At 40.2% G+C, this 20,364-nt stretch carries 30 protein-coding genes and 1 pseudogene; 6 read left to right on the top strand and 25 right to left on the bottom strand.

All coding sequences use genetic code 11. From position 1 onward, the window contains the following. Positions 1 to 61: 61 nt before the first annotated feature. Together P2W73_RS10630 and P2W73_RS10625 are read left to right on the top strand one after the other, a co-directional pair. Complete coding sequence (locus tag P2W73_RS10630; RefSeq protein ID WP_276502013.1) at positions 62 to 361, top strand: hypothetical protein; 300 nt, start codon at positions 62 to 64, stop codon at positions 359 to 361. Positions 362 to 668: 307 nt separating this feature from the next. Then, entirely contained in the window at positions 669 to 3,206 is a 2,538-nt protein-coding gene (locus tag P2W73_RS10625; RefSeq protein WP_276502012.1) for a cation-translocating P-type ATPase, read from the top strand. A gap of 74 nt (positions 3,207 to 3,280) precedes the next feature. On the opposite strand, the gene P2W73_RS10620 is transcribed toward P2W73_RS10625, so the two are convergent. The 8 genes from P2W73_RS10620 to P2W73_RS10590 form a co-directional block, all read right to left on the bottom strand. Beyond that, positions 3,281 to 3,478: a hypothetical protein gene (locus P2W73_RS10620; protein ID WP_276502011.1), complete on the bottom strand. Its 198-nt coding sequence runs from the start codon at positions 3,476 to 3,478 to the stop codon at positions 3,281 to 3,283. A gap of 151 nt (positions 3,479 to 3,629) precedes the next feature. Next, on the bottom strand, positions 3,630 to 4,439 hold the full coding sequence (locus tag P2W73_RS10615; RefSeq protein WP_276502010.1) for a hypothetical protein: 810 nt from the start codon (positions 4,437 to 4,439) through the stop codon (positions 3,630 to 3,632). A 12-nt stretch (positions 4,440 to 4,451) separates the two neighbouring features. Further along, complete coding sequence (locus P2W73_RS10610; RefSeq protein WP_276502009.1) at positions 4,452 to 4,958, bottom strand: SRPBCC family protein; 507 nt, start codon at positions 4,956 to 4,958, stop codon at positions 4,452 to 4,454. 24 nt (positions 4,959 to 4,982) lie between these two features. Beyond that, positions 4,983 to 5,471, bottom strand: a complete 489-nt coding sequence (locus P2W73_RS10605) for an SRPBCC family protein (protein ID WP_276502008.1) — start codon at positions 5,469 to 5,471, stop codon at positions 4,983 to 4,985. A 76-nt stretch (positions 5,472 to 5,547) separates the two neighbouring features. Beyond that, on the bottom strand, positions 5,548 to 5,928 hold the full coding sequence (locus P2W73_RS10600; protein WP_276502007.1) for a nuclear transport factor 2 family protein: 381 nt from the start codon (positions 5,926 to 5,928) through the stop codon (positions 5,548 to 5,550). A 201-nt stretch (positions 5,929 to 6,129) separates the two neighbouring features. Beyond that, the gene (locus P2W73_RS10595; protein ID WP_276502006.1) at positions 6,130 to 6,576 is read right to left on the bottom strand and encodes an SRPBCC family protein; all 447 of its coding nucleotides are present in this window, start codon (positions 6,574 to 6,576) and stop codon (positions 6,130 to 6,132) included. A gap of 58 nt (positions 6,577 to 6,634) precedes the next feature. Beyond that, positions 6,635 to 6,700 carry a hypothetical protein gene (locus P2W73_RS26500; protein ID WP_369127522.1) on the bottom strand — a complete coding sequence of 22 codons (66 nt, stop codon included), beginning with the start codon at positions 6,698 to 6,700 and terminating at the stop codon, positions 6,635 to 6,637. A 121-nt stretch (positions 6,701 to 6,821) separates the two neighbouring features. Then, positions 6,822 to 7,232: an SRPBCC family protein gene (locus P2W73_RS10590; protein ID WP_276502005.1), complete on the bottom strand. Its 411-nt coding sequence runs from the start codon at positions 7,230 to 7,232 to the stop codon at positions 6,822 to 6,824. A 139-nt stretch (positions 7,233 to 7,371) separates the two neighbouring features. Here P2W73_RS10590 and P2W73_RS10585 point away from each other — a divergent pair, with 139 nt between their 5' ends. Beyond that, a complete protein-coding gene (locus tag P2W73_RS10585; RefSeq protein WP_276502004.1) occupies positions 7,372 to 8,364 on the top strand; it encodes a GlxA family transcriptional regulator in 993 nt (330 codons plus the stop codon). Positions 8,365 to 8,496: 132 nt separating this feature from the next. On the opposite strand, the gene P2W73_RS10580 is transcribed toward P2W73_RS10585, so the two are convergent. The 15 genes from P2W73_RS10580 to P2W73_RS10510 all read right to left on the bottom strand — a co-directional run bounded on the left by P2W73_RS10580 (position 8,497) and on the right by P2W73_RS10510 (position 17,048). Continuing rightward, a complete protein-coding gene (locus P2W73_RS10580) occupies positions 8,497 to 8,982 on the bottom strand; it encodes a nuclear transport factor 2 family protein (RefSeq protein ID WP_276502003.1) in 486 nt (161 codons plus the stop codon). 90 nt (positions 8,983 to 9,072) lie between these two features. Then, positions 9,073 to 9,648 carry a DUF4256 domain-containing protein gene (locus tag P2W73_RS10575; RefSeq protein WP_276502002.1) on the bottom strand — a complete coding sequence of 192 codons (576 nt, stop codon included), beginning with the start codon at positions 9,646 to 9,648 and terminating at the stop codon, positions 9,073 to 9,075. Positions 9,649 to 9,677: 29 nt separating this feature from the next. Continuing rightward, entirely contained in the window at positions 9,678 to 10,256 is a 579-nt protein-coding gene (locus P2W73_RS10570) for a YdeI/OmpD-associated family protein (protein ID WP_276502001.1), read from the bottom strand. Positions 10,257 to 10,266: 10 nt separating this feature from the next. Beyond that, positions 10,267 to 10,650: a DoxX family protein gene (locus P2W73_RS10565; protein ID WP_276502000.1), complete on the bottom strand. Its 384-nt coding sequence runs from the start codon at positions 10,648 to 10,650 to the stop codon at positions 10,267 to 10,269. 26 nt (positions 10,651 to 10,676) lie between these two features. Beyond that, a complete protein-coding gene (locus P2W73_RS10560) occupies positions 10,677 to 11,141 on the bottom strand; it encodes an SRPBCC family protein (protein WP_276501999.1) in 465 nt (154 codons plus the stop codon). A gap of 6 nt (positions 11,142 to 11,147) precedes the next feature. Further along, entirely contained in the window at positions 11,148 to 11,471 is a 324-nt protein-coding gene (locus P2W73_RS10555; RefSeq protein WP_276501998.1) for an ArsR/SmtB family transcription factor, read from the bottom strand. A 290-nt stretch (positions 11,472 to 11,761) separates the two neighbouring features. Next, positions 11,762 to 12,148 (bottom strand): VOC family protein, encoded by a 387-nt coding sequence (locus P2W73_RS10550; RefSeq protein WP_276501997.1) that lies wholly within the window; start codon positions 12,146 to 12,148, stop codon positions 11,762 to 11,764. 178 nt (positions 12,149 to 12,326) lie between these two features. After that, complete coding sequence (locus tag P2W73_RS10545; protein ID WP_276501996.1) at positions 12,327 to 12,704, bottom strand: VOC family protein; 378 nt, start codon at positions 12,702 to 12,704, stop codon at positions 12,327 to 12,329. Positions 12,705 to 12,872: 168 nt separating this feature from the next. Beyond that, the gene (locus P2W73_RS10540; RefSeq protein ID WP_276501995.1) at positions 12,873 to 13,406 is read right to left on the bottom strand and encodes an SRPBCC family protein; all 534 of its coding nucleotides are present in this window, start codon (positions 13,404 to 13,406) and stop codon (positions 12,873 to 12,875) included. Positions 13,407 to 13,635: 229 nt separating this feature from the next. Then, positions 13,636 to 13,926: a dihydrofolate reductase family protein gene (locus P2W73_RS10535; RefSeq protein WP_276501994.1), complete on the bottom strand. Its 291-nt coding sequence runs from the start codon at positions 13,924 to 13,926 to the stop codon at positions 13,636 to 13,638. A 190-nt stretch (positions 13,927 to 14,116) separates the two neighbouring features. After that, complete coding sequence (locus tag P2W73_RS10530; RefSeq protein ID WP_276501993.1) at positions 14,117 to 14,563, bottom strand: DUF1801 domain-containing protein; 447 nt, start codon at positions 14,561 to 14,563, stop codon at positions 14,117 to 14,119. 142 nt (positions 14,564 to 14,705) lie between these two features. Then, positions 14,706 to 15,272 carry a dihydrofolate reductase family protein gene (locus tag P2W73_RS10525; protein WP_276501992.1) on the bottom strand — a complete coding sequence of 189 codons (567 nt, stop codon included), beginning with the start codon at positions 15,270 to 15,272 and terminating at the stop codon, positions 14,706 to 14,708. 78 nt (positions 15,273 to 15,350) lie between these two features. Next, on the bottom strand, positions 15,351 to 15,851 hold the full coding sequence (locus P2W73_RS10520) for an SRPBCC family protein (RefSeq protein WP_276501991.1): 501 nt from the start codon (positions 15,849 to 15,851) through the stop codon (positions 15,351 to 15,353). Further along, the gene (locus P2W73_RS10515; RefSeq protein ID WP_276501990.1) at positions 15,848 to 16,168 is read right to left on the bottom strand and encodes an ArsR/SmtB family transcription factor; all 321 of its coding nucleotides are present in this window, start codon (positions 16,166 to 16,168) and stop codon (positions 15,848 to 15,850) included. The genes P2W73_RS10520 and P2W73_RS10515 overlap by 4 nt, the downstream gene beginning before the upstream one ends. Before the next feature lie 130 nt (positions 16,169 to 16,298). Then, positions 16,299 to 17,048 (bottom strand): hypothetical protein, encoded by a 750-nt coding sequence (locus P2W73_RS10510; protein ID WP_276501989.1) that lies wholly within the window; start codon positions 17,046 to 17,048, stop codon positions 16,299 to 16,301. Positions 17,049 to 17,265: 217 nt separating this feature from the next. On the opposite strand from P2W73_RS10510, the gene P2W73_RS10505 reads away from it, so the two are divergent. The 3 genes and pseudogenes from P2W73_RS10505 to P2W73_RS10495 all read left to right on the top strand — a co-directional run. Further along, positions 17,266 to 17,613, top strand: coding sequence for a phage integrase N-terminal SAM-like domain-containing protein (locus tag P2W73_RS10505; RefSeq protein ID WP_276501988.1), 348 nt, complete (start codon positions 17,266 to 17,268; stop codon positions 17,611 to 17,613). Positions 17,614 to 17,630: 17 nt separating this feature from the next. Next, positions 17,631 to 18,179 (top strand): tyrosine-type recombinase/integrase, encoded by a 549-nt coding sequence (locus tag P2W73_RS10500; RefSeq protein ID WP_276501987.1) that lies wholly within the window; start codon positions 17,631 to 17,633, stop codon positions 18,177 to 18,179. A gap of 24 nt (positions 18,180 to 18,203) precedes the next feature. After that, positions 18,204 to 18,482, top strand: a pseudogene (locus P2W73_RS10495) (transposase); the annotation flags it as partial. Positions 18,483 to 18,871: 389 nt separating this feature from the next. On the opposite strand, the gene P2W73_RS10490 reads toward P2W73_RS10495, so the two are convergent. Further along, the gene (locus P2W73_RS10490; protein WP_276501986.1) at positions 18,872 to 19,267 is read right to left on the bottom strand and encodes a VOC family protein; all 396 of its coding nucleotides are present in this window, start codon (positions 19,265 to 19,267) and stop codon (positions 18,872 to 18,874) included. Between the two features lie 46 nt (positions 19,268 to 19,313). After that, positions 19,314 to 19,706 carry a helix-turn-helix domain-containing protein gene (locus P2W73_RS10485; RefSeq protein ID WP_276501985.1) on the bottom strand — a complete coding sequence of 131 codons (393 nt, stop codon included), beginning with the start codon at positions 19,704 to 19,706 and terminating at the stop codon, positions 19,314 to 19,316. Between the last annotated feature and the right edge of the window lie 658 nt (positions 19,707 to 20,364).

Raw genomic sequence — 20,364 nt, 5'->3', positions numbered from 1 at the left:
CCTGCCCCTCTTGGCTTGTTTATTGAAGTATTGTTGCTATAGTTAAATAAAACCAATTTTTATGCGACAATTTGTGAAACAACAAAGCATTAAGTCCGGTACTGCTTTAATGCTGGTACTTACAAGTTTAATGGCAAAGGCGCAGGATAAAATTGATATTAAAAAAGAAGAAGTGGCCTCGTGGCTGGAAAAAAACTGGATATGGGTCGTAGCAGGTGTTGTGTTAATAATTCTTATTGCAATGATGGGTCGCAGAAGAACGACCACTACAACCAGGGGTGGTTTGCGTAAAACAACAACGGTGATCAAAGATGCCGATGGACATACAAAGAGTGTTACAACGACGGAAGAACCCCTCTGATAAGATAAGTTTATTCACGCTGAATCGGGTAATGAGAGCAGGCCTTCAATACCAGGAGTACCGGGTATTGAAGGCTTATTTATTCGGAATATAGCACGGGATATGCGCTTATTTACACCTATTAATTCAACATAAAATTGCCGTTGTTTTCAAAGTTTTCACACTCTTCTTTTCATGGTCAGGTGAGCGGAATTTGCGATCTTGTAGGTGAGAATTCTTTAAAAAAAGATATACCGCTTCCGTGTCAGTTTGCACATTTTGAAAGGCTAAAATTATTCGCCCTGATTAAAACATTGATAAAATGGCCATGAATTTTTATTCAATTTCCGCAGAAGAGGCACTGAAACTGATGGGCAGCAATATCAACGGGCTGGATGATGAAACAGTGCAAAAGAAAATTGAAGAGCATGGAAAAAATGAATTAAAGGGAAAAAAGAAAGTTAGCCCACTGGTGATTTTCGTCCGCCAGTTTTTGGATTTCATGATCCTGGTATTGATTGCTGCCGCCATTGTGTCTGCATTTATTGGTGAGGGGTCAGATACTATTGTCATTATCATCATCATTGTGCTCAATGCCATCATTGGTTTTATCCAGGAGTACCGGGCCGAGAAAGCGATTGAAGCATTACAAAAGATGGCGGCGCCCATCTCGCATGTGTTGCGAAACGGCAACGTAGTTGAATTACCGGCGGCAGATATTGTTCCCGGCGATATTGTATTGCTGGAAGCCGGCAACACGGTTCCCGCTGATATGCGGCTAATAGAGATCGAATCGTTGAAAGCGAGTGAAGCAAGCCTTACCGGCGAATCAAATCCCGTTGATAAAAGAACCGATGCACTGAAAGATGAAGATCCGCCGCTTGGCGACAGGACCAATATGGTTTTTAAGGGAACACAAATTACGAGTGGCCATGGCAAAGCGGTGGTAGTGGCAACAGGGATGAAAACCGAGTTGGGTAATATCGCCGGCATGCTGGACAAAGCGGAGAGCGTCACACCTCTTCAGAAAAGACTGACGCAGTTCAGCAGACGATTAACGGTTATTATCATTGGTCTTTGTGTTGTTTTTTTTGCCGTAGGTTATTGGCAGGGCGGTGACCTGAGCCAAATGTTACTAACAGCCATCTCGCTGGCGGTGGCGGCTATTCCTGAAGCATTGCCCGCTGTAGTGACTATATCGCTTGCATTGGGAGCCCGGCGGTTGATGAAGCAGAACGTCCTGATCCGGAAATTATATGCCGTAGAAACATTGGGGTCCGTCACGTATATCTGTACCGATAAAACGGGGACACTGACAAAAAACGAAATGATCGTTCAGGAAATTTGGGTACAGGATGAAAGCAAACGGGAAGAATTGTTGCAGGCCATGAGCCTGAATCATGATGTGAAAGAAAAAGATGGAAAACTTACCGGCGATCCCACTGAAATAGCAATGGTGGAGTATGCCAAAAAGCAGGCAGATCATAAGCGGGTAAAAGAAATTCCTTTTGACTCAGACAGGAAAGCGATGACCACCATTCATGAACGGGGTGAAAAATTTTGGGTGATAACAAAAGGAGCAGCTGAATTGATCACCGAAATAAATCATGATGAAGGGATCAAGGGACAAATAAAAGAACAGGAAGAAAAGATGGCTAAAAACGGTATGCGGGTAATTGGCTTTGCAGGCAAAGAAATACATGAAATACCCAGCGAGGTAAAACCCGAGACCATTGAAAAAGAAATGCATTTTATTGGTCTTGCCGGCCTTATAGATCCGCCACGGGAAGAGGCCAAACAAGCAATACATGAATGTAAAGCCGCCGGCATTGTGCCGGTGATGATCACAGGTGACCATCCCCTGACGGCTGAATCTATTGCCCGGCAGTTAGGCATCATTGATAATGAAGATCAAAAAGTAGTAACAGGTGTGGAACTGGCAAAGAATAAGGCTGAAAATTTAGAAACGGATGTAGAGAGGATAAGGGTGTATGCAAGAGTATCACCCGAGCAAAAGCTGAGAATCGTTGAAGCTTTACAAAACAAGCAGCAGTTTGTTTCGATGACTGGTGATGGTGTAAATGACGCCCCCTCTCTAAAGAAGGCCAATATCGGTGTGGCAATGGGCATAACGGGCACCGATGTTACGAAAGAGGCCGCACACATGATATTGCTGGATGACAATTTTGCCACGATTGTAAAAGCGGTAAAAACCGGTCGCCGGGTTTATGATAATATCCGGAAGTTTATTAAGTATATCCTGACGGGTAATACGGCAGAGATATGGACGCTTTTTCTCGCTCCTATTATTGGCCTGCCGATTCCTTTATTGCCGGTGCACATCTTATGGATCAATTTAGTGACGGATGGCCTGCCAGCTTTGGCACTGGCAACCGAACCTGCTGAAAGAAGCATTATGGAACAACCGCCCCGCAGTCCCAATGAAAGCATTTTTGCAAAAGGTCTCGGCATACATATTTTATGGGTTGGTATTTTTATCGGGATGCTGACGATCGCTACGCAATGGTTCGCCATTTCGTTTGGAGATACACACTGGCAAACACTTGTCTTTACCGTGCTTTGTTTCTGCCAGCTCTGGCACGTGATGGCCATCCGCAGCGAGATAAGATCCCTGTTCAAATTGGGACTGTTTACCAATAAACCTTTGCTGCTGGCGGTTTTTGGTACGGTGCTGCTTCAGCTGGCGGTGATTTATATTCCTTCTTTAAATAAATTTTTTCATACCGAACCGCTGACACTGGTCGAGATGCTGGCTGCTTTTGGTATATCCTCTTTAGTATTCTTTGTGGTTGAACTGGAGAAAAAAGTGAAAAGAATAGTAAAGAAATCCAGCCCAAAAAGATGAGATCATGTATTCAGATTTTCTGATTCACTCTTTCATACTTTTCAAAATCTGTCATGTTCTTTTGCAGACAGCTATTACTTTTCTTCCAGAAAAGTATTGGAAATTAAAGTGCAATATTGACCAGCAGGTTTTGTGAATGCCTTTTTCTCAGCCGATTCTATGCGTAAGGAGCGATCGGCTTTTTCCCACGGCTCCTTTTTATTTTTTATAAAGTTCTCCAGGCTGCCCAGGTGGCGTTTTAATGATTCGGGTATGTTATACCGGGCTAACATGTGAATTTATTTTTGCAAAAACTTCACCAATTCTGTGTTGAATTTTTCAAGCTCCTCAATAAACAATAAAATTTTTAGTTGAATGCTCTCTCTTGAATGATTTATCAGGTGTAGCCAGGTCGTTTTTCTATATTATTACCGGGATAGCACTTCATTTAAATACCGCTACTGACAAGCACCACTCTTTATTTATTTCGCAAAGCCGTGTAAGCATTTCTTCATACTCTTTTCTTAAGGCCTCTTTTTCCGTTTGTCCCAGGAACTGGATGTTGTATCCATGTGGCCCGTGTAATATTACAAAAGGATATTTGCCTCCGGGTTCTGGTTTTCCACCGACATCATGATTTGTCACATTGGGTGCATAGTGCATAACATGCGGAACGCTAGCTGTTACCACGTTATCGTTTTCGTCCGGGTTCGTATATGTTCTAAGTATCGGGGAAAGCATGTAAGAGAGACCTGCCCGTTCCGGTGCTTTGTAATAATGTTTTTTGAAGCGGTCCTGTATGATTTTTTTTAGTTCCTCCGGAGGAGTGCCTTTGGCCTGCATTTCTGCGATGTCAAAAAAGACGGGCATTTGTGCCTTGACACCCGCTTCATCAAAGGAAATCGGATAAAGAATATCATCTCTATATTCTTTTAACGGCCATGATCCTCTCATTGCATCATCACCTGTTCGGGCAACAAAAGTGTGAAATCCATTTGAGCCCTTACGGACAAGTTCGAAGCCCTTGTCAGGGTTTAAAACATACACGGTTGCACTATCTCTGAGATGCGGCGGAAGTGCACTGAGGGCAAGTTGAACTTCCAAATCTCGTGGCAGCGCCTGAATTTTATTCATTGCCTTGTGGGTCTGCTTAGTTTGTGCGTTCGCTGCCAGTGAGAAGAATAGACCCGTAATTACTGCCAGTGTATGAAACCTTCTCATCCACATTGTCAGCGCTGTTATGTTTGTTGTCATTGTAATTATTATTTACTGGTTTACTTGTGCTTTTGTTTCTTTTACATTCTTGCCTGGTTGTTCTTTACCTGTTGTTATCAGCGGCAATAATTTCTCCTGCACATACATGGACCATGCATGTGAGCAGGCATCGTAACATTCAATTTCGGGAACTAAGCCTTCGTGAGTAAAGACGACCTGGGTTTTGCCGTCCTTTTTAGAAATTTCAAAAATAATTTTCGTGCCTGTCCACTCATTTTTCTTTTCAAGGAAAGTAAGTTCGCTGTCGGTAACAAGCCAAACAACTTTTTTGCCGGGGATTACTTCAATTAATTTTTGTTTGGAATAATGAGCACCTCCTCCGGCATGAAAACTAAACTCATCATTTAGTTTTTCTGTATTCCCTTTAATTTCTTCGGAGTACAATCCTGACCACCATCCGCGAACATTATTGATGGCATTAAACACTTCTTCAGGTGTTTGTTCCAACACCAGGGTAGTACTGAAATTGTTGTTGTTCATATTTTTTTTGTTAGCCATAATCATGATTTTTTATGAACTTCATTAGTTCGAAGACACAAGCTTCTTTTCGGTTTCTGTTCTTGGCGTGCCGGTGGCGTTAGGTTGACCTTTGCCTGTTTGGATCAGATTGTTAAGACTGTTTTGTATGTAGTGTGTCCATCCCTGGCGGCAAGCTTCATAACACTCGTATTCGGGAACAAGACCGATGTGCGTAAACACAAGTTGGGTTTTGTCGCCCTGCCTCGAAATTTCAAAGCTGACTTTTGTATCGACCCACTCGGTTTTGTCTTTTGTGAAGTTGAAGTGGTTGTCCAATATTTTCCAAACTACTTTTTTATCCGGAACAACTTCGATTAGTTTCACCTTGCAAAGATGAATGTCCTCGTAATGATATTTAAATTCATCATTAAGCTTGGCTGTACCGCCTTCAATTTCTTCCGACCACCATCCCCGAACATTATTGATGGCATTGAATACTTCTTCCGGAGTTTGGTCAACCACGAGTGTAGTGGTAAAATCTGTTGTTGTCATAGTTATTTCTTTTTGATTAGTTGTGTTTTTGTTGCCTATTACCTGGCTGGGGTGTAAAATGCTTAGAAACGATTTCTCAATAAAAGAATTGCTCTGATACAATCTGGCCGTCTTTCACTTCATACAGCATAATCTCATTGAGCTGTATTCTTCCTGATTTTTGTACAGTAATATCTACTTCCCTGCCTACGGCAAAATGATTACCACCTACTACAGGTTCAGTAGTATAAAGTTTATGTGCTGCTTCAACACGTTTTACCCAGTCCTCACCTTTTTTGCGAACTGCAGCCTTACCTTCTGCATACCCAAAATAAGGTGAATCGGGAGGGTCTATGCTTCTGACATTTTCCGAAAAAAATTCATCCTGTATTTCAAACCATTTTTCTTGTTGGGCAAGTTCATGGAATCGGGCGGCAACTTCCTGAGTTGTCAATGCCCTTTTTTGTTCTTTTATCATTGTTTATCTTTTGTTGATTTAGTAATTATTCTTTTTTAAGCAGGTGTTCCGGTTTCACAAAGGGATTTTAAACTTGCCCGTAGCCGTCCCCAATGAAATACAGCTGCATTTCTGATGCTTGCATTTCTGAAAGGATTGCTATTTTTTGTAGAAGTAAGTAAATCATTTGAACTCGTAATGATCGTTTAACTCCTTAAAGCTTCATCCTAAAACAAGCTTCTTGCCTTTACCTGTGGCAATCAAACTAAATAAACTTTGCTGAATAAGTTGGCTCCATGAATTTGAACAGCTATCGAAACATTCAATTTGGGGATCTAATCCCAAATGAGTAAAACGGAGATGAGTTTTGTTATCCTGTTCAGAGATTTCAAAACTAATTTTTGTGCCGGTCCATTCTTTTTTGTCTTCAGCATAATTAATTATGCTTTCAGTAACAAGCCATACTACTTTTTGATCAGGAATCATATCAACTATTCTTTGCTTTGAAAAATGAAGTTCTTTATAACGATAAGTGAACTCATCGTTAAGCTTCTCTGTACTGCCATTAATTTCTCCCGACCACCAATGCTGAGGATTGTTGATTGCGTTAAATACTTGTCCCGGAGTTTGGTCTACTACCAATGTAGTAGAAAAGTCTTGCTTTGTCATTTTTGTTTGTTTTTAAAATTTGTATTTACTCTTCTAAGATGGAACGGGGAAAAACTATTCAATAAAAGTGTTGCTCTGATACATCCCTACCCTCTTTTGCCTCTTTACGCATTATTTCATTAATAATTACTTTTCCATGTTTTTGAACGGTAATATCTAATTCACTACCAACTGCAAAAATGATTTCCTGCTATAACAGGCTCCGTAGTATGTAGCCGGTTGACAAGTTCAATTCTTATTACACCTTACGAGGGTGTTCCAACCCCTGTTTCACAATGAGATTTCAGGCTTGTCATAAAACGTCCCCAATCATAATTACAACCGTCAAACAGATCCGTAACTGCCCGCCAACCCGAGTGGGCAAACCGTAAAATGGTGCGTCCTTCTTTTTCTTCTAAATCAAACGAAATGTTGGTGTCCAACCATTCGTCAATAGAACTGATGCATTGCCATTCTACTCTTTTATTGGGAGTAAGATCAGTTACTTTCATTTCGTTTGGGAAATTCCCAAATGTAAATGTGTTTACAAATCCAACCTGAGGGTTAGCCGTGGTTTGCTTACACCACCAACCTGCAAGTCCTTCCTGGGTTGTAATGGCTTCGTACACTTTTTCAGGTAGCGTTTTTATAACTAGTTTATGTCTGATATCTGCCATAATTTTATTTTTTGTTTTTAGCAGTAATATTTCAGACACCAAAGCTATTGTCTGAAATTTATCCGGATGGGCGGCAAAATGGACTTTGTAGTGGGTTGATTTGGACACAATGGATTTATACCTTTGTAAAAAGACAGCGATGAAACATATTACCATAATTGTTCCCGATGGACAAAGTAACCTGAGCACTATAGCATGCATAGTTGGCACTTACGAAATATTTGCAGTAGCCAATAAGTATTGGAAGGAAAACGGCAAAAAGGAATTGTTTAAAATAGAACTGGCAGGTGTTTCAAAAAAGGCGGAATTTGAACATGGCTTGCTGACAGTGAATCCACAGGCACACATATCCGCCATTGCCAAAACTAATCTCATCATTATTCCTTCATTGGTTCGTGATTATCAAAAAGCAATCAAGGGAAACAAACTGCTGGTTGACTGGATTGAGCAACAATATAAACAGGGTGCTGAAATAGCCAGTATGTGCACAGGAACATTTATGCTGGCATCGGCAGGTTTGCTGGATGGAAAAAATTGCTCTACGCACTGGTCTGCTGCGGATACTTTCAGAACCATGTTTCCCAAAGTGAATTTACAGGCTGATCAGTTGATAACGGATGAACATGGAATTTATACCAATGGCGGTGCCTATTCCTTTCTGAACCTGGTGATTTATTTGGTAGAAAAATATTATGACAGGCAAACTGCAATTTATTGTTCCAAAATTTTTCAGATTGAAATGGACAGGCAAAGCCAGTCGGCATTCATCATATTTACAGGTCAGAAACAGCACGGGGATGAAATAGTGAAAAAAGCACAGGCCTATATTGAAAGTAAAGTGGATGAAAAAATATCTGTTGAAGATTTGTCTTCGAAATTTGCTGTCGGCAGACGAAATTTTGACAGGAGGTTTATTAAAGCTACCGGCAATACGCCTGTTGAATATGCGCAAAGAGTAAAAATTGAATCGGCAAAAAAAGCATTTGAAACCAGCCGCAAAACAATCAATGAGGTTATGTACGATGTTGGCTATTCGGATATAAAAGCGTTTCGTGAAGTATTTAGAAAGATCACCGGAATGTCGCCATTGGAATACAGAAGTAAATACAATAAGGAGGCCTTGGTTTTATAGAACTTTTACAATGTGCAACATAACTCCCCATTGCTTCGTGAAGAGCCACGCCTCTAAACCTTCCTTGTGGCAAAGGGTTACTCCACTCTGCTTTTTCGGGTTTTATAAGTAGGAAACCAATCACAGCACTCATCACTCAACTATTTTCCAGTAAGAATTTTTCCGGATAATTTTGCCGCTCCGAAACTCCCAAAGATCACAACCCCGCACTTTTATTTTAACTCCCGAAGTTGTGGTTCCTGTCAGTGTCCATTCCGACACACCCCTGTTACCATCGGCTGATATCCAATGTAGGTCTTCACCATACTGAACATCAGGAATACCTTTGAAGCGACCAGCAAGGGCTTCACGTACCTGGGCCTTGCCGATCAAGCGTTGGCCCCAGGGTTCAGGTCCCCTTGGAAGATCTAAGGAGCAATCATCGGAGAAGAATTCCATAATTGCGTCGACGTCATGGCGATTGAATCCATCAAGCACTTGCTTCATAGTTTCTACTGTGATGGTCATTTCTTGTGATTTGGTTTGAGTTTGCGATGTATTGTCAGTTGTCTTGCTGTTACAACTACAGAATCCTAACAACCCACTTAAAAGTGCGATGATCAAAACTTGTTTTTTCATAGTCGATTTGTGTTTGCTCTTTCGTCAAAGCATGGCGCATGACGTTCCCTGAAATACCACGACACCACAACAGGATTGCTTATGCAAAATTCACACTCGTAGCGAGCCACGAAAACCCCTGGCCGCAAAATATGATTCTGCACCGTTGGCATACACGAAGACACTCCCAAAGCGGAACTCACCAGAGATGGCACCACCGAGTTTCCTGATATCCGAAGGTGTTTTCAGCCAGCTCGATGTTTTCGCATCGAACGTTCCAAGTTTCTGCAAGTCCCGGTATTGTTCCTCTGTTAAAAGCTCAATGCCCATGTCAGCTGCCATGTTAATTGCGCTATCTTCTGGTTTATGTTCTTTTCTTTTTTCCAATGCTTCATGATCGTAACAAAGACTTCTTCTTTCTTTAGGACTTTCCGGTGAGCAATCATAAAAAGCATATTCGCCGGTCTTTTTATCAAGACAAACAACATCCGGTTCACCGCCGGTTATTTCCATTTCATTAAGCGAATACAATTTTCCAGGATTAGCATCCAGCTTTGCCTGTACTTTAGCCCACTCAAGACCTTTATGGCGATTCATGTTTTTCTCAAAACGGGTTTTCAAAGCGTTGAGTAGTTCTTCACGTTGTTCTGCTGACAACTTCTTTTTATTGTTATTCATCTTGTTCATACCTATGAATTATTTCTGTTGAATAGTCACTAATCATCCAATCCCTTTCCATTGAGAATTTGCTTGATGTGTTTTTCAACCCTTGCTTCACGGGTTTTGGATAGTTTGGGTTGAGAAAAATGAAAAATGTATGCTCTTTGCCGCCCCGGTGTCAATGCATCAAAGGCAGTTTTCAATGCAGAGCTTTTGTTCAACTTCTTTTGAAACTCTTCAGGAATTTTGAAATCTGAAGTCTTTTTCAATTTCACTTTCAATCCGGCTCTTTCCACTTCTATGGCTTCATAGACATAGGCTTTCAAAGTCTTTTCCATCTTCACTATTTCCTTAACATTAGTGAACCGGATCTGCCGGGCCGACTGCACATTCTTCGTTTGCTGGATCAGGATGCCATTGGGATCATTTAACAATGCACCTTTGAAAAACAAAAGAGCACAGTATTCTTTAAATCCATGTATTAATACAATGTTTGTGTTCTCAAAAGTGTAACATGGGCAACCCCATTTCAATTCTTCGATCAGTCCGCAGTTAAGAATGATCGCTCTTAATTTCTCATATTCTTTCTGCCACTTTGTCTCTTTACTAAAAACCCAATCAACTTTAGGGTTCATGTTATTCTTTTTATTGATTAACCAAAATTAATTTTCTATCGGCAGGTCTGAAATACCAGGATATCACAGTCAGGATCAGTAATAATGTTGGTCCAAAAATTTCTTTGGCTTCATCTCCACTGATTAAATGAGAAATGACGGCCCCCGACATGGCCATGAAAAAACCTGCATAAGCCCATTCCTTTAGTAAAGGAAATTTAGGAATAAGCACTGCTACAACTCCCAAAATTTTCCAAATACCCAGTATTGTCAGCAAGTAGACAGGATAACCCAGGCGTGTCATCATATCTGCCTCCTCTTCCATTTTTAATAACTGTACTATTCCGGTTGATAGCATTCCTAATGCAAGCCAGATAGTGGCGATCCAATAGATGATTTTATTTCTCTTTGTCATGACGTGTTATTTTAACCTGCCTGCCGTCAGGCAAGTTTGCTTAAGATTTCCTGTATTCTGTTATGTGCCATATTTATACCCTGAGCAAAGGGCAACTGCAGCATTTGGTCCCTGAGTGCAACTGATCTATAGATTACATGCATATTGAGTTTGCTGCTGTCGTCAGTAAGTTTTTCAAATTCAAGGAACTCAAGCTGGACTTCAAAAGGCGAATTTTCCATTTCAAATGTCCGTGTGATCTTGCGGTTCGGAATAAACTCATGGATCGTCCCATTGAACCCATGTTTGTTTCCTTTAGGATCGGTTGTTTCGAATTGATAACTGCCATGCTTTTTATTTTCCAATTTCAGCACTTTGGTTCCCATCCATTGCTCAACAATCTCTGCCTCTACATACGCTTTAAAAAGTAACTCCAATGGCAAATCAAATTCCCTTGTGATCGTTAATTCCTGTTTGCCGTCTTCGGCATGGATTTTTGTTTTTCGCTCCATAGTGTCTTACTTTTTTGATTTGTACTTCTTCATTGCGGTTTCCAATTTATTAAACCTGTCATCCCACATGTTACGGAATGGTTCAATAAAGTCTGCTATTTCTTTCATTTTTTTTGGATTGAAGTGATAATAAACCTCCCTGCCGTTGTACTCTTGTTCAAGTAATTCACACTCGGTGAGGATTTGCAGGTGTTTTGAAACGGTCGGTCTTGCTGTGTCAAAGTTTGCCGCTATTGCACCTGCGGTCATGGATTGTGAGGCTACCAGCAGCAGTATAGCCCTTCTTGTCGGGTCTGCTATGGCCTGAAATACGTCTCGTCTCAAATTCATTGCGTAGCCAATTGACTACAAATATATGTGTAGCTATTTAACTACGCAAATTTTTTCTGCGAAATCAGCGAAGAATTATCCCACACAAGCCGCGACTGAGGAAGTGTAAAGAGATAATGTTGAGAATATAACTGTCTGCCCAAATTGTGGTTCTAATGACTATATACATAGGACCCCTTGTTAGTAGCTCTGGAATAAAGTCTTTGAACTGGTGATATTTTTGTCTATTTTTTTCATAAGATCTTATTTTTTTCTCAAGCACAATTTGTTTTACTACTCCCAAAGGGAGATTATATTGTTTGGCTCTTCATTTCTTGAACTGCCTTCTCACCTTCTTCTGTAATGCCCATTACTTCAGTAAAAACGCCAAGCTCTTTAGATGTGTCGAAAAAAACAATCCTGGCAATAGGGTGATTAACGCTGGTTATTACCGGGAGCTCTTTATTCGCCATTCCGGAAATGGCTTTGTCAAGATTAGCAACTGGTATGCTATAAGCTATATGGTGCACACCACCAGCAGGATTTTTATCAAGATAATCCTGAAATATACTGCGTCCTGAAAGGGGCTGAATTAGTTCGATGAATGTCCCACCTGAGTAAGCAATGGAAACGAGGCTTTCAGCATCACATGGCTCTTCATGATACGTGGAAATGCATGCCGCACAACGTCCGTGCATTGGCGATGCGGTGGTATTCCGTGATTCATCAGCCCGGTAAAGATGTCGACCAGGATATATTCGGACTTCAGCAACTATCCCTCTCGTACCGCTTTACATAGGGATACGACGTTAGCAGTAGGCATTTTTGAGTTATTCATTTTTTATTTCGTTCGCTCACCAATAATTTTATCATATTCTAATCAATAGGCTGCCACAATTGAATTTTATTTCCTTCAATGTCTAAAACGTGAACAAATTTCCCATAATCATATGTCTCAATTTTGTCTACGATAGTTACGTTTTCTTTTCTCAATTCTTCAACCAATGCTTCTAAATTCTCTACTCTATAGTTTATCATAAAGTCTTTTGTTGAAGGCTCAAAATATTTTGTGTTTTCTGCAAAAGGATTCCACTGGGTAAGCCCCTTTTTAGTGCTGTCATCAATTTGTCGCCATTCAAAGCTTGTACCATATGGGCTTGTGTCAAACCCTAGGTGTGTTTTATACCATTCGTTAACTGCTTTTGGGTCTTTGCATTTGAAGAAAATACCGCCTATTCCTGTTACTTTTTTCATTGTTGTATTTTTATTTTTGTTAGAGATTATTGTCTTGAAAGTAAAACCTGATAGAAATGAGGTTGCAATTAGTGTTATTGTCAATATTGTCCGTTTCATAGTTTATAAATTAAATTTTCTGCTGGTTTCCCCATCAATGTTAGCGATTCATTGTTTTTATTATTGTGATTATTTTTCGAGAATGTTTTTCAAACTTGACAAACTTTCATCCATATCTTTCGGAAATTTTTTTTCTGCCATTGGTATCATTATGTTCAGAGGATATTTCAATGTACCTGTATTGATCAGGTTTACTTTGGTTTGATCATCGGATAAAGATTCTGTCTCAAAGATCACAGAGGCAGAGACCCGCATTGGTTTTACAAAGCGGATTTCTGTTTCAATTCTTTTGCCTTCAATAATGTTCTTAATTTCCTTTTCTCCCTGGCCGGCGCTTTTATCTCCGCTCCAGGAGTAAATAAATCCAACTGTTCCGTCTGTTCCTTTGAATTCTTCTTTCCTGTTTTTTTTGTCAGCCGTTGCCCATTTGTTGAATTGGTCCTGGTTTTTGAGCAGTTTTAAAAAATCAAATACTTTTTGCCGGGGCGCATTGATGATAATTTCACGATTGACGTAATGTTCCCTCTTCATGAAAAGTGCAATGATCAACAGCAAGGCAATAATGGCTGCCACTACAAGTAGAATTATAATTATGATATTCATTTGCGAAAGTTTTGTAGAGAAAGTTAATACATTTTCCCTTCCTGCCGGCGGGGGGTGCTGCGAAGAACTATGCGTTACGAAAATGAGACTGTGCAATGACTCTCCCGATAGCTATTGGAAGGGACATTGTGCACTCCGCTATTCAATCAATATTGTTGCTGTGAAGAACTATGGAAGAAAGGTGCTGATTTATTTTTTTCTCATCCGATAGCTATCGGATTTATTTCTCCTAACCTCCAATAGTACCCGTCTTAACTTCTCCGTCCCGTTTGTAATAGGCTATGTTCACTCCGGTTGTTGTAACAGTACTTTCTGTTAATGTAAATGCTGCCGGGATCATGCCATTGTCAAAAAGCTTTTTTCCCTTACCTAAAGTCAACGGAAAAATTTTGAGCCTGAGCTCATCTACCATATCGGATTTATTTCTCCTAACCTCCAATAGTACCCGTCTTAACTTCTCCATCCCGATAGCTATCGGGACGCTTGTAATTAGCGAAGACCCACCGTTTGGCGTAGCCAAACTGTCTGTTAGGTGTTCGTTGTTTTTCGTCAGTTACTTTTGCCCGCTATCTTTTGGGGTAAAGTCCATCATCCATTGAACACCAAATTTGTCTGCAAACATTCCAAAATATGGACCCAAAGGGCCGTCAGCAATTGGCATTTCAATTTCCCTCCTTTTGAAAGCCCGTTGAATAATGTTTTATTTTTAATTATTTTAGCAGACCACCCTTTTCAGTCTGAGCCTTAACCCCATATCGTATTGCCGCTTCAAGTATATCAATGTTTATATCTTTTAGAGTTTTGAACCTGATGCAATACCCGGTCACACTCGCCTTGCCAAGTTTTTTTCCATACGTTTGGGCTAAGTATGTCTTATCCTTGATGCCAAGGATGTAAACAGAGATCCCGGTTGTGTTTGCGCTCAAACCAATTTGATAAAACTCCCTGGTTGTTCCATCAGCATATTTTATGGTGTGAGATCCATATCCTATATTAGGATTAGAAACAGTTTTATTTTCACTGTTTTTACCATCCAGGAACCATAATTTACATGCTGGCATTACTTGAAGAATGATGCGGTGCAACTCCTGCATGTCACTGCGTTTTGGTTCAGGCTGGCTGGTAATATACTTTTTGATTTGTTCTTGTACGTTCATATAATATGAAATTAAGGGTTGCTTACTTTGCCTTTTTCATCCCGATAGCCACGCCTGAATGACTCAGTCGGGCAATGGCATTCCGTCACGCCCAAACCGAAGCTAAATTAATGGAAATTCGCAGCGAAGATTATTAGAAGTTTCAATCATTTTTTGGTTTGTAGCTCAAAACAGTTTTGCCGCCTGGATAGAGTTTTGATTGTATCGGTGTAAATTTCTGTATACTGTCAAGTGAATTAAAAATAGTCATACCATTACCCATAGCTGTTGGATTTACAATAAGATGATACTCGTCAATGAGTCCTTTTTTTATTAGTGATGAAACAAAACCTGCACCGCCAAAAACAAGGATGTCTTTACCGTTTTGTTTTTTTAAGCCCGTAATTTCTTCTGCAAGATTCCCTTTTGCCAAAGTGGTGTTGTTCCAGGCTGATTTGTCGAGTGTTTTGGTGAAAACAACTTTTGGAATCGCAGCTATTTTTTTTGCAAATGGATGAGCAGGATTTTGGTCTGCTTCATTCTCCCAATATTTTATAATGCTTTCCGCCGTTTTTCTGCCAAGTAAAAGAGTGTCGGAGGCATCAAGCAGAGAATTGAGGAACTCTATAAATTCGGCATCAGGATTCCATGTCATCCAGTCATTTTTTCCATTTAATCCTCCAACATATCCGTTTATTGTCATTTGCATTTGCAATTTTACTTTTCTCATTGTGTTTTGTTGTTTGTAAGTTTGTTTTTGTTTTTAATTTGTCTGTTTTAAGTTAGCAGTGTCGCCAAAGAATGGCAGCTAACGTTGCGATAAAGTCGTCAACAGATTTTCCAGATTGATCATTGACATCTTAAATCCTTCTGTGAAGCCCATTTCAATCATCTTCTCCATGCGGGCAAGGGATTCATTGTAAATAGTAATACTGACTTTTGTCTTTCCATCTTGTTCGCTAAAAGTGTAATCCCAATCAGAACCTGGCAATTCAGGGTTTTCATCTTTGTCAGCAAAAGCATTGAACATTTTGAAATTGGTTTTCGGGCTAATGGAAGTGTATTTCTGAATTGCCCAGCGCTCTTGTCCTTCCGGGCTTACCATCGCATAAAATCTTCGCCCGCCAACTTTGAAATCCATAAACTTCGTTTTCGATGCCCAGGGTTTAGGTGCCACCCATTGGTCAAGGATTTCTGCTTTGGTAAATGCGTCCCATACCAGCGACAGGTCAGCATTAAATTCCCTGGTTATGAATACCGTTTTCGCTGCTTTGTCAACGGTAAAATCAAATAGCAAACTGTTTGTCATTTTTTTTGTTTTTTAAGTGTTGATAATACTTTGTCGAGTTGATTGAACTTTGTTTCCCAAATTTTGCGGAACTGCTCAATCCATTTATCTATCTCTTTCATTCTTTCAATTTCAAGTGAATAATAAATTTCCCTGCCTTTGTATTCCTGTTTCACCAATTCGCATTCTGTCAGTATGCGTAGGTGTTTAGAAACAGATTGCCGGGTAGTGTGAAAGTTCTCAGCAATGGCGTTCGGTGTCATTGCCTGCAATGCAATAAGGGTAATGATTGCCCGTCTTGTGGGGTCGGCTATTGCCTGGAAGATGTCTCGTCTCATACTGTTTATTATTTTTAAGAAACCAATCGGTTGCAAATATATGTGCAACTATTCGGTTTCTCAAATTTTTTTGCAAAATATTTTTTCAAAGAGAAAATGTGGTGAAGTCCGCTTTACATAGGAACCAATGTTAGCGATAGTGCATTACTTTGTCATACAGACTTTTTAATTGAGTGTCACCAAAGCCATAAATGCTTTCGCGGTTCCAAAATTCTTCGAACACTTTATGAAAATCAGTAGAAATATTTTTTATGATGTCTTCAATAACTTTTTCAGGTCTTCCTTTTGTCCCATCTTTTGGAAAGCGGTCGACATGCGCCTTTACTACTTCTTGCAGATACGGAAAAGCTGAAGATTGATGCCTTGAGAGATTTGTCAACTCTTCAAGGTTACCGTTTTTGTATGCTTTCCACAACTCTTGCCCGAAATTTATGTCGGCTTCACTTAAAGGAATTCTATCTGCATAACAAACTTTAAGTTCATCTGACTTTGCTGGTCCAAAAGCATTCCAAAACTGTTTATTGGTTTTGTCTAAGTAAGAAGTAAAAACGGCAAAAACCTTTTTCTTAATTGACAAGCTATTGATAATTGAAATAACGAACCACATATTTACCTGACAAAACAAGTCATACTCAAACCAAAGATTAAACTTTGAATTATCAGGCGCATTCATTATTTTTTCAAATTCTTTTACAACAGAATTATTGTATTCGGCTTCTGTTATTCTCATGTATCTGGCTCTTGATTGCCAAAAGTCATGGAGGTTATCGCCTGATAATTCTCCGTCAATAAGACCTTCTCTAACAACAATAATCTCCCCTTCAATTTTTGCGTCTGGAAAACTGTAAGCAAGGGAGTCGCCGTTTAAAATATTGTACACCATAACTGCAAGGTTTTTTGCATTACCGCTAACGAGCAGGGCTTTCTGATGGGCGGGTATTCTGTGATTCGTTTGCCCGGAACTGCGGCTGAATAAAGATGCCGATTGCCCTTCCGTCCAGCCCTGCTATTGCACCGCATGTTGAACTAAACCTCCGGTAGCCTTCCTTAGGTTGGAGATGTTGACCTTAGCTTTTATTCACTTTAAAAATTAAATTATGGAAGCTAAGACAACAAAAAGACAGTACAATACTGTTTTATCACAAGCCAAAAAAGGCGTGCCGGGGTTTGCACTTGCGTACGGTAAATTTATAGAGAAAACTACGCTTGAACAAAGCAGCAAAGGACTTATCACCAACTACAGCCGCAGCCTTGCTTACATCGCCCTGCACTTTAGTCGTGTGCCGCACCAGGTCAGCGTAGATGAGATCAACGCTTATCTCTATAGCATGATGGTGCATGAAAAATGTTCACTTTCTTATTTCAAACATGCAGTGTTTGCATTACGCTACTGGTTTCGCCTGTTTAATATGGAAGACAAAGCCATTCAGATGCCTCCCATTTAAAAAAAAAAAAACTACCGGTGGTTTTATCACGCCAGGCATGTAAAGAACTGTTTAAAGCGCAGGTCAGTTTAAAACACCGGTTTTTATTAACCTTTGCCTATGCAGGCGGCCTTCGTATGAATGAACTGCGATTGATTAAAATAAGCGATGTGGATATGCACCGCCGCCAGATACACATACGACATGGCAAGGGCCGCAAACAACGTTGCGTAACATTATCAAAACTGCTTTGCGATAAACTGCCGCATTATCTCAGCAAGGTAAAACCCCAGTTGTATTTATTTGAAGGCCTCACACCCGGACAGCCCATGGGACAGCGCAGTATTCAATACATCATCAGCGAAGCGATGCCAAAAACTTCCATTCAAAAACAAGTAAGCATGCATACGCTGCGCCATAGCTTTGCCACCCATTTGCTCGAAGATGGCGTGGATATACACACCATACAGCATCTGCCGGGTCATGCTGATTTAATTCAAACACTGGTCTATCTGCATGTGGCGCAGGTAAAATCCAAACCGGCACACAGCCCGCTGGATACATTGTATAATGTCATTACACTGTAGCCATGAGCCGGCCGGTGAAGATTTTGTTTACACATCCTGCCGCCGGGTTTTCGGAAGATCCGTTATTATGGTTTTATGGCTAATGCAAACAGCGCTTTATTGCAGGTGCAGCAAAAAGAAATGGACATACCCCCCTCTCCATCCAGTGGAGAGGGGCCGGGGGTGAGGCCAAAAAAAATTTCCTGGAAAATAATTGCCAAACAAAAATTGAATTATGATGCTGACTTGCGTCCCTGCCGCAAAAAAGGAAAGATGATTACGTTATTGCACTTTGATGCCAATGCACCGGCATTGAATCATTGAACGCATTTTTGAATTGATAAAAGGAAAGATAGCATGATTTTTTTTTACCGTCAATAAGCGGCAGGATAGTCGTTGCCCGCCAACAAAAAAATACTATCCAAAAACAAAAAACAGGAATTAAAAAGATGATCAAAAGGGAAATGGAATGAAAAGTTACCGCAGGATATACTAATTATCACTTACTAAAAAGAAGACTCTTGCTTTTTCTGCAACTCCTCTTCTGCGAAATCGTAATTGAAATTCCATAATGTCTCACCGGCGGCTACCGTCGCTTCATTCAACAAAGGCTTAAATCAAACCTTTGCGCCCAAAAAAGTCTCTACGGCGGAAATACTGCCGGCGCAAAGCTTCGTTTAAGCCTTATATGTTAGCGGTAGTGTTTCTTTTTGTCAAAGCATTTCAATAATTTGAATATTGTTACCGCAAGTGTCATTGAATACAGAAATTTTTACTGTCCCCATTTCAGTTGGCTTAACACTAAATTCAACTCCAAGGCTTACAAGTCTTTCATATTCTTGTTGCACATTGTCAACATTGAACTGAGTGTAAGGAATGCCTTTGTCAAAAAGTGCTTTCTGATAGGTTTTGGCTTCTGCCAAATGATTTGGTGATGGCTCTAACAGAATTTCTGTTCCTTCAGGTTCTTCTTTGCTCACTACCGTCAGCCATCTGTTTCCTTCGCCAAGTGGCACGTCAAACTTCTTGATAAAGCCTAATTTTTCAGTGTAGAATTGCAGTGCCTTCTCTTGGTCTTGAACAGGCACACTAGTTACTTTTACTTTCATTTGTCTTTTTTATTTATGATTAGGCAGCAAAGTTCCAAAACTGAAATTAGAAAGACTTTGTGAAAGTTGCTCTTTTTTGAAATTCGCTTGGGGCAAGCCCAATTTTAGTTTTAAATAGGGTGCTAAACGAACTTGGGCAATCAAAGCCTACCGAAAAACAAGTTTCAGTTACAGTCATTCCGCTCTTTAAATTTTTGACTGATTTTTCAATTCGTTTTTCTGTCATATACTGCTTTGGCGTCATTCCGTAATATTTTTTAAAAAGTCGGAGCAGATGAAACTTTGAAGCGAACCCAATATTTGCCAATAGAACCAGATTTACTTCCTTGTCCAGATTGTTGTCGATATACTGTTTTGTTCTAACAACAGCGTCTAACTGTCTCTCGTTGGAGAAACAAATTTTCTTTATTCGGTCTATTTCACTTTGGTAAAATGTCATATTAGTTGTCTGTTTGGTGTCTTTTAACATTACCGCTAACGTCAGGGCTTTCTGCTGTGCTGATATTCCGTGTTTCTTCAGCCCGAACTGTTGCTGAGTAAAGTTAATGCAGTTGATGTTATATTCTGTTGCTGGGCTTTATTCGTTCAGCCCAAACTACAGGTGATAAGCGAACGGGACGATGAGTATATATTCTTCAGTCAGCATAGTAGAAACCCCATGTTGTACTAAACCTTCGGTAGTTTGTGAAGCCTCTGATAAAGTCAGAGGCTTTTGTTTTGCAAGATTATTCATTGTAAAAATATTCAAATGTAAAACAAACAAACTACCGGCCTGCGTTGCAAGGCCAAAGATTATGTAACTATTGTACAACAAGCCAGTAGCAAAGTAACCGGTTTTGAACAACTGTACAAAGATCTTGAACGGGCTATTAATGTAAGTGGTAAAAGTAAAAGCACTCTTACTAATTATGCGCGGCAACTTGCACATCTTGCATTGCACTACCAGCAACTACCTACTGATCTGGACAACGAACAGGTGCTCGATTACCTGCATCTTGTTAAGTCCAATGGTTCGCCATCTGCCACCTTCTTTAAATTTACCGTATATGGTATGCGCTATGCCTGCAAGTTGCGCGGCTTGCCCTATCAACAGTTCA

The sequence above is a fragment of the Terrimonas pollutisoli genome (genome assembly GCF_029360765.1).
Classification (GTDB): Bacteria; Bacteroidota; Bacteroidia; order Chitinophagales; family Chitinophagaceae; genus Terrimonas_B; species Terrimonas_B pollutisoli.
This window is presented reverse-complemented; position numbering and strand designations above follow the sequence as displayed.

Excerpts from the sequence above, each read along its gene's own strand:
- P2W73_RS10525 (WP_276501992.1), bottom strand. The coding sequence starts at position 15,272 with ATGAGAAAAGTAAAATTGCAAATGCAAATGACAATAAACGGATATGTT.
- P2W73_RS10625 (WP_276502012.1), top strand. The coding sequence starts at position 669 with ATGAATTTTTATTCAATTTCCGCAGAAGAGGCACTGAAACTGATGGGC.
- P2W73_RS10505 (WP_276501988.1), top strand. The coding sequence starts at position 17,266 with ATGGAAGCTAAGACAACAAAAAGACAGTACAATACTGTTTTATCACAA.
- P2W73_RS10610 (WP_276502009.1), bottom strand. The coding sequence starts at position 4,958 with ATGGCTAACAAAAAAAATATGAACAACAACAATTTCAGTACTACCCTG.
- P2W73_RS10550 (WP_276501997.1), bottom strand. The coding sequence starts at position 12,148 with ATGCACGGACGTTGTGCGGCATGCATTTCCACGTATCATGAAGAGCCA.
- P2W73_RS10485 (WP_276501985.1), bottom strand. The coding sequence starts at position 19,706 with ATGACATTTTACCAAAGTGAAATAGACCGAATAAAGAAAATTTGTTTC.
- P2W73_RS10520 (WP_276501991.1), bottom strand. The coding sequence starts at position 15,851 with ATGACAAACAGTTTGCTATTTGATTTTACCGTTGACAAAGCAGCGAAA.
- P2W73_RS10615 (WP_276502010.1), bottom strand. The coding sequence starts at position 4,439 with ATGACAACAAACATAACAGCGCTGACAATGTGGATGAGAAGGTTTCAT.
- P2W73_RS10540 (WP_276501995.1), bottom strand. The coding sequence starts at position 13,406 with ATGAATATCATAATTATAATTCTACTTGTAGTGGCAGCCATTATTGCC.
- P2W73_RS10560 (WP_276501999.1), bottom strand. The coding sequence starts at position 11,141 with ATGGAGCGAAAAACAAAAATCCATGCCGAAGACGGCAAACAGGAATTA.
- P2W73_RS10600 (WP_276502007.1), bottom strand. The coding sequence starts at position 5,928 with ATGATAAAAGAACAAAAAAGGGCATTGACAACTCAGGAAGTTGCCGCC.
- P2W73_RS10605 (WP_276502008.1), bottom strand. The coding sequence starts at position 5,471 with ATGACAACAACAGATTTTACCACTACACTCGTGGTTGACCAAACTCCG.
- P2W73_RS10490 (WP_276501986.1), bottom strand. The coding sequence starts at position 19,267 with ATGAAAGTAAAAGTAACTAGTGTGCCTGTTCAAGACCAAGAGAAGGCA.
- P2W73_RS10545 (WP_276501996.1), bottom strand. The coding sequence starts at position 12,704 with ATGAAAAAAGTAACAGGAATAGGCGGTATTTTCTTCAAATGCAAAGAC.
- P2W73_RS10595 (WP_276502006.1), bottom strand. The coding sequence starts at position 6,576 with ATGACAAAGCAAGACTTTTCTACTACATTGGTAGTAGACCAAACTCCG.
- P2W73_RS10620 (WP_276502011.1), bottom strand. The coding sequence starts at position 3,478 with ATGTTAGCCCGGTATAACATACCCGAATCATTAAAACGCCACCTGGGC.
- P2W73_RS10630 (WP_276502013.1), top strand. The coding sequence starts at position 62 with ATGCGACAATTTGTGAAACAACAAAGCATTAAGTCCGGTACTGCTTTA.
- P2W73_RS10575 (WP_276502002.1), bottom strand. The coding sequence starts at position 9,648 with ATGAACAAGATGAATAACAATAAAAAGAAGTTGTCAGCAGAACAACGT.
- P2W73_RS10555 (WP_276501998.1), bottom strand. The coding sequence starts at position 11,471 with ATGAATTTGAGACGAGACGTATTTCAGGCCATAGCAGACCCGACAAGA.
- P2W73_RS10580 (WP_276502003.1), bottom strand. The coding sequence starts at position 8,982 with ATGAAAAAACAAGTTTTGATCATCGCACTTTTAAGTGGGTTGTTAGGA.
- P2W73_RS10570 (WP_276502001.1), bottom strand. The coding sequence starts at position 10,256 with ATGAACCCTAAAGTTGATTGGGTTTTTAGTAAAGAGACAAAGTGGCAG.
- P2W73_RS10530 (WP_276501993.1), bottom strand. The coding sequence starts at position 14,563 with ATGAACGTACAAGAACAAATCAAAAAGTATATTACCAGCCAGCCTGAA.
- P2W73_RS10585 (WP_276502004.1), top strand. The coding sequence starts at position 7,372 with ATGAAACATATTACCATAATTGTTCCCGATGGACAAAGTAACCTGAGC.
- P2W73_RS10565 (WP_276502000.1), bottom strand. The coding sequence starts at position 10,650 with ATGACAAAGAGAAATAAAATCATCTATTGGATCGCCACTATCTGGCTT.
- P2W73_RS10515 (WP_276501990.1), bottom strand. The coding sequence starts at position 16,168 with ATGAGACGAGACATCTTCCAGGCAATAGCCGACCCCACAAGACGGGCA.
- P2W73_RS10590 (WP_276502005.1), bottom strand. The coding sequence starts at position 7,232 with ATGGCAGATATCAGACATAAACTAGTTATAAAAACGCTACCTGAAAAA.